Raw genomic sequence first — 5,509 nt, 5'->3', positions numbered from 1 at the left:
GCTAAGTGGAAAGGAGTGTTCATGGTTTTAAAGTGTTATGGTACGCAGTGTTATAGTGTTATAATTCTTAGTGTTAAAAGTTACCGATAATGTACGAATATTCCGTAATGATCACTGGAATACGTTAACACCCTAACATCATTCCATGACGGCCCTAACACCCTAACACCCTAACACCATTCCATGACGGCCTTAACACCTTAACATCATTCCATGACGGCCCTAACACCCTAACACATTTTATTCAACTGATTTATACACATTGTTTAAAGCCTCGCGGTGGGCCTGAGATACTCGGTTGGTCATTATTGGAAAGGGGGTGCCATCGTCTTGCCACAGCGTTCGCTTCATTCGTCCTTCGGGAAACCAGCGATCGTTACCGTGGGTGCCAATGAACTGACACTTGAAAACACCGACAATGTAGGGCTGAGCCAAAGCAGCTTTCACCCACTGGGCTACGTCTTCGGCAGCCTGAGTTTCTTCTTTCACCGTACCCCGATCCGTGGTATAGGTTTCGTCTAGACTAAATGGAGTAGCCCAATCAATGATAATTATCGGTTTTTGAACAATGGCAAACGTGCTGTCGTAGCCCGGCTGTTGGAATATCTGCCACTCGGGTGGCCGCTGGGGGCTAAGTATTAAAGCTTGGGTACAGAATACGTCTACGTATTTAGCTATGGTTTGCAGTACTGGCTCGGGTACCATTCGTAGCACGTAGCGTTCGCCCAAAAATAAATGATTCGGAGCACCTTCCCGCACAATATCGCGAAGCAAAGGGTAAAGCTCATCAGCAATTTGTCCCATAAATAGGTTATCATCTTGCTGCACGGAGGCTTGCTTGGTATCTAACTCCCAATCGGTAGTTTCTAGCAGCTCTTCAAAAGAAGTCAGCGAAGTCCCGTAGTGCTCATTGAATTCTTCAATGGTCGCGTACTGATCCATCAGAAACTTCTGGTACTGCTGTTTTCCGGGAGCCGAAGGGGGCAGCGAACGATAAAAATCCACTCGGCGAACATCCCAGATGGGTAAATCCACAAAAGCAATTCCTAGGGCTAATGAATCGGATGCAGTGCTTTGGCATCGGGGTAGCAAGTGCTGACGAAAAGCGGCTTGTACCGAATCATCAAAAATATCGAAAGCGTGCTTACTATCAGGATAATCAAAATGAGCAATGTGGGGCAGGCGGTTTTTAAGATAAGAATTAAGCGGTTTATACGCTTCCCCCGCGTTTAGTCCCGACTCTACGTAAGCCTGATACATTGTTTCTTCGGCTTCTTCACGATTATCGCCTATCCGTTCGTACAAGCTGGCTGATTGTTCTCGTTCGTTCAGATAACGGCCGGTATGGTTGGCTCCCAGAGCAATGTACCCGTGCCCCTGCGGGGTGATAAACATCCAGCGGTCATTCACCTTCTCTACTCTAAACCAACCGGTAGCCTCTCGCTGTATTCCGGTATAACCCCCAAAAGCATCGTACTGATCAATTTGCGGTTCAGGTGAGCAAGCCAAAAGAATACTGCCTGCCAACAATGAAAGCAAGCGGTTATCCACGCTATTTATCTGGAGTGCGGTAATTAGGTAGTTTATAGTGCGCTTTAAAATCATCAGAACAATCTTTACTAGCGAATATAAGCAGATTAGCCAGTAAACCATTGTTCGGCCCAGACGGTTAGGACTATTGTATGGAAAAAATATTATGTGCCCTGCTGATCATAGCTGGGCTGTTGGCTTGTAATCCGGATAAGGAACGAAAAGTGAATGATGCGGAAGCTAAATTTACTACCTCCGATGCTTCCGAGCTGTTCTTTAAAAACGTTCGGCAGGGCTACTACGATAAGGAAACAATGGATGCCGCTAAATTAGAAATTTATCGGATTAAAGAACGCAATCAGGTAGAGGATCAGCCTATCCTGAACGTAGCAATTGTTATCAATTGGCGTTACGATGAGGCCTACATAATTACCGAACCGAATGCGTACCTTCAACAGCAGGATACACTAACCATTTTTTGGCAGGATACGGCGCAACAGCAACAAGGCACCTACGAATATCTGCCGGGAAACAAAGAAAGTCACTACCAATTGGCTAGCCGTATTTATAACAGTTTACAAGACAAACACCAGTTGTATATCCCGAGTCCGGAAGGCGAGCAGGTTCCCTTTTTAGCTCGACGATCCGAGCGGGAAGCTTTCCGCAAAACTATGGTGGATTACTACCGATTGGTTGACCTTTATTAAACGGTAATTTTAAAAACTTTGTGTTTTCCCCAACCCTATTAAGAGAAAACCAGTTTATCCAGTACTTTTGATTCGCTTATGTTGTTTTACCGAGAATATCGTTCGGATGAAAAAAGAGACTGGGTTGTGTTTATTCACGGCGCGGGGGGGAGTTCGTCTATCTGGTATCAGCAAATTAAAGCGTTTAAAGAACAATTCAACGTACTACTCATAGACTTGCGGGGGCACGGTCGTTCTAAAGAATTGCTGAAGGAGTACGTAGAGAATAAATATTCTTTTCAGGATATTGGACGGGATATATTAGAGGTGATAGAACACCTGAAAATTAAGCAAGCTCATTTCGTAGGCGTATCGCTAGGCTCCATCATTATTCGCACTATTGGTGAATTAGCTCCCGAACGTTTGCGATCTATGGTACTCTGTGGGGCCATTACGCGTCTGAATGTTCGCTCTCGGTTTTTGGTGTATATGGGTCATATGTTTAAGCGGTTTATGCCCTATATGTGGTTGTACCGATTATTTGCTTGGGTGATTATGCCTAGCAAACGCGATCAGGTTTCTCGCAATCTGTTTATTCGTGAGGCCAAGCGACTTTATAAAAAAGAGTTTCTGCGCTGGTATAAACTTACCTACGAAGTAAATCCTCTGCTCAAATACTTCAAAGAGCAAGATATTAATATTCCTACCTTATACGTGATGGGTGAGCACGACTACATGTTTCTGCCCCCGGTGAAACGAATTGTGGAATTACACCAACAGGCAGTACTTCGGGTAATCGAAAATTGCGGTCACGTAGTGAATGTAGAGCGGCCGGATGTGTTTAATCACGAAGCTCTTCAGTTTATTAATTGTCATACCTTGATTTCTAATGCGGAATAATAGACGGAATCCTTAAAATATTAGACATAATACAAACTAATCGACGATCTTCGTAATCGGTTCCCCGTTAGAATACTATAATTCTGGTAACAACAGCTCGAAAGACAGGCTTGCGTGAACCATTATCAACACACTGCCATTAATCTATGAATTCCAAAGTTAAAACTATCCTCACGGTAGTCATCATTCTATTAATCGCTTTCTTAGTTGCTTTACCGAAGCTTAACCTATTTAGCGATGATAGTGGGCCTAATGCCACGGTGACCGCCGCTTCGGCTCCTGAGACTACCCAAGCAATTCCGGTAAATGCGGTGGTGGTAAAACCCAAGCGGCTCAGCGATCAGATTCAGGTAACCGGAGCGGTGCTGGCTAATGAGTCTCTGGAAATCCGTAGTGAGATTTTAGGTAAAGTAACGGGCATCCACTTTCAGGAGGGGCAGGAAGTAAAGCGGGGCACACTACTAATTACTATCAACGACGAAGAACTGAAGGCCCAGCTCGAGAAGCTTAAGTATACCCGCAAACTACGCGAGGATATGGAGTACCGCCAGCGGCTACTGCTGGAGAAAGAGGCGATTAGCCAGGAAGAATACGATCAGGCCCTCACTGAGTTAAATACGTCGGCGGCGGATATTAAGGTGCTGGAAGCCCAGATTGCTAAATCCCAGATTCGGGCTCCGTTCGATGGTGTGATCGGGCTGCGCTACGTGAGTATGGGAAGTTATATCACCCCCCAAACAATTATTGCTACTTTCTCTAATATTGATCCGGCCAAGATAGAATTCTCAGTACCCGGCCGCTACAGTAATGATATAAAGGTTGATGATGAAGTTGAGTTTAGTACTGATGCGTCCGATGATGTGTTTACCGGTAAAATTTACGCTATTGACCCAATGATTGATCCGGCGACCCGCACCCTGAAGATGCGCGCCATCAGCCCCAATAAAAATCGTCGGCTACTACCCGGCCAGTTTGCTCGAATAAGTCTGATTTTAAGCCGGGAAGATAATGCCCTGATGGTGCCTACTCAGGCGGTAATCCCCGAACTAAATGGTCATAAAGTATTTATAGCGAAGCAAGGAAAGATAGAAGAACGTAAAGTCCAGGTGGGCATTCGTACCAATAAAGACGTAGAAATTTCCGAAGGACTTAATCAGCAGGACACAGTCGTAACCTCGGGTATTCTACAAATTAAGTCAGGCAGTCCGGTAAATGTTACGCTCACCCAGTAGTTCAATTAACAATGTACAGTTAGCAATGATTAACGGATGATGAGTAATAACAAATAGTCAAGTGGTACTCAACTATTCATTCATTCTCTCATTCAACAATTCACTCAATTTGTAATCTCTATACATGGCCAGTTTATCTTCTATCAGTGTTCAGCGACCGGTGTTAGCCATCGTGATGTCGATTATCATTCTCATTTTTGGCGTCATAGGGTTTCGGTTTTTAGGAGTGCGGGAGTACCCTAGTGTCGATCCTCCCCGTATCTCGGTTTCCACTGAATATACCGGAGCGAATGCCGACGTTATTGAGTCGCAGATTACCGAACCACTGGAAGAATACATTAACGGAGTAGCCGGTATTAAAAGCCTGACCTCCGTAAGTCGCGATGGGCGCAGCACGGTAACCGCTGAATTTGACTTGGACGTCGACCTGGAAGCGGCAGCTAATGATGTGCGAGATAAGGTGTCTGCGGCCGTCTACCGCTTACCCCCTGATGCCGATCCGCCTATCGTCCGTAAGGCTGACGCTGATTCTAGTCCGATTATCTTTCTGAATATTAAGAGTGACAAACGTTCGCTGTTGGAGCTTTCAGCCATTGCTCAAAACGATTTTAAGGAACGAATACAAACCATCTCGGGAGTGAGTGATATTAGTATCTGGGGCGATAAACGCTACTCGATGCGCCTGTGGATGGATGCCGACAAACTAGCGGCCTACAATCTTACTCCGCTAGATGTGCTAAGCGCAGTACAGCGCGACAACGTGGAACTTCCGTCTGGTCGGGTAGAAGGACTTAATACCGAATTGACCGTCCGCACGATGGGCCGGATCAATACGCCGGAAGACTACAACAATCTGATTATTAAAGAATCAGAGCAGACGGTCGTTAAATTTAAGGACATCGGTAGTGCTGAACTGGGTCCTGAAAACGAACGAACGCTGCTGAAACGCGGGGGTATCCCAATGGTGGGCTTAGCCATTCGAACCCAACCCGGAGCGAATAATATTGAGATTGCCGATCAGTTTTATCAGCGGCTAGAATTTATTAAGAAGGACCTGCCCGAAGATATTGAAGTAGGTATTGGCTTCGATAAAACCGAATACATCCGCGAATCGGTGGCGGAAGTACAGCAGACCATTATCGTAGCCTTTACGTTGGTAGC

At 45.5% G+C, this 5,509-nt stretch carries 5 protein-coding genes; 4 read left to right on the top strand and 1 reads right to left on the bottom strand.

Annotated features, from left to right (window positions below; genetic code table 11):
- Window positions 1-240: 240 nt before the first annotated feature.
- Window positions 241-1,653, bottom strand: a complete 1,413-nt coding sequence (locus tag WBA23_RS09445) for a hypothetical protein (RefSeq protein WP_424582030.1) — start codon at window positions 1,651-1,653, stop codon at window positions 241-243.
- A gap of 29 nt (window positions 1,654-1,682) precedes the next feature.
- Between WBA23_RS09445 and WBA23_RS09440 the strand changes: the two genes are divergently transcribed.
- The 4 genes from WBA23_RS09440 to WBA23_RS09425 form a co-directional block, all read left to right on the top strand.
- A complete protein-coding gene (locus WBA23_RS09440; RefSeq protein WP_424582029.1) occupies window positions 1,683-2,237 on the top strand; it encodes a hypothetical protein in 555 nt (184 codons plus the stop codon).
- A 78-nt stretch (window positions 2,238-2,315) separates the two neighbouring features.
- Window positions 2,316-3,116: an alpha/beta fold hydrolase gene (locus tag WBA23_RS09435; protein ID WP_424582028.1), complete on the top strand. Its 801-nt coding sequence runs from the start codon at window positions 2,316-2,318 to the stop codon at window positions 3,114-3,116.
- A gap of 146 nt (window positions 3,117-3,262) precedes the next feature.
- Entirely contained in the window at window positions 3,263-4,348 is a 1,086-nt protein-coding gene (locus WBA23_RS09430; RefSeq protein ID WP_424582027.1) for an efflux RND transporter periplasmic adaptor subunit, read from the top strand.
- Window positions 4,349-4,472: 124 nt separating this feature from the next.
- Window positions 4,473-5,509, top strand: a 1,037-nt coding sequence (locus WBA23_RS09425; protein ID WP_424582026.1) for an efflux RND transporter permease subunit, incomplete at its 3' end; no start/stop codon positions are given.

The organism is Tunicatimonas sp., assembly GCF_049647865.1.
Classification (GTDB): Bacteria; Bacteroidota; Bacteroidia; order Cytophagales; family Cyclobacteriaceae; genus Tunicatimonas.
This window is presented reverse-complemented; position numbering and strand designations above follow the sequence as displayed.

Bases quoted from the DNA above. Each gene is read 5' to 3' on its own strand.
- WBA23_RS09435 (WP_424582028.1), top strand. From the start codon at position 2,316: ATGTTGTTTTACCGAGAATATCGTTCGGATGAAAAAAGAGACTGGGTT.
- WBA23_RS09440 (WP_424582029.1), top strand. From the start codon at position 1,683: ATGGAAAAAATATTATGTGCCCTGCTGATCATAGCTGGGCTGTTGGCT.
- WBA23_RS09445 (WP_424582030.1), bottom strand. From the start codon at position 1,653: ATGGTTTACTGGCTAATCTGCTTATATTCGCTAGTAAAGATTGTTCTG.
- WBA23_RS09430 (WP_424582027.1), top strand. From the start codon at position 3,263: ATGAATTCCAAAGTTAAAACTATCCTCACGGTAGTCATCATTCTATTA.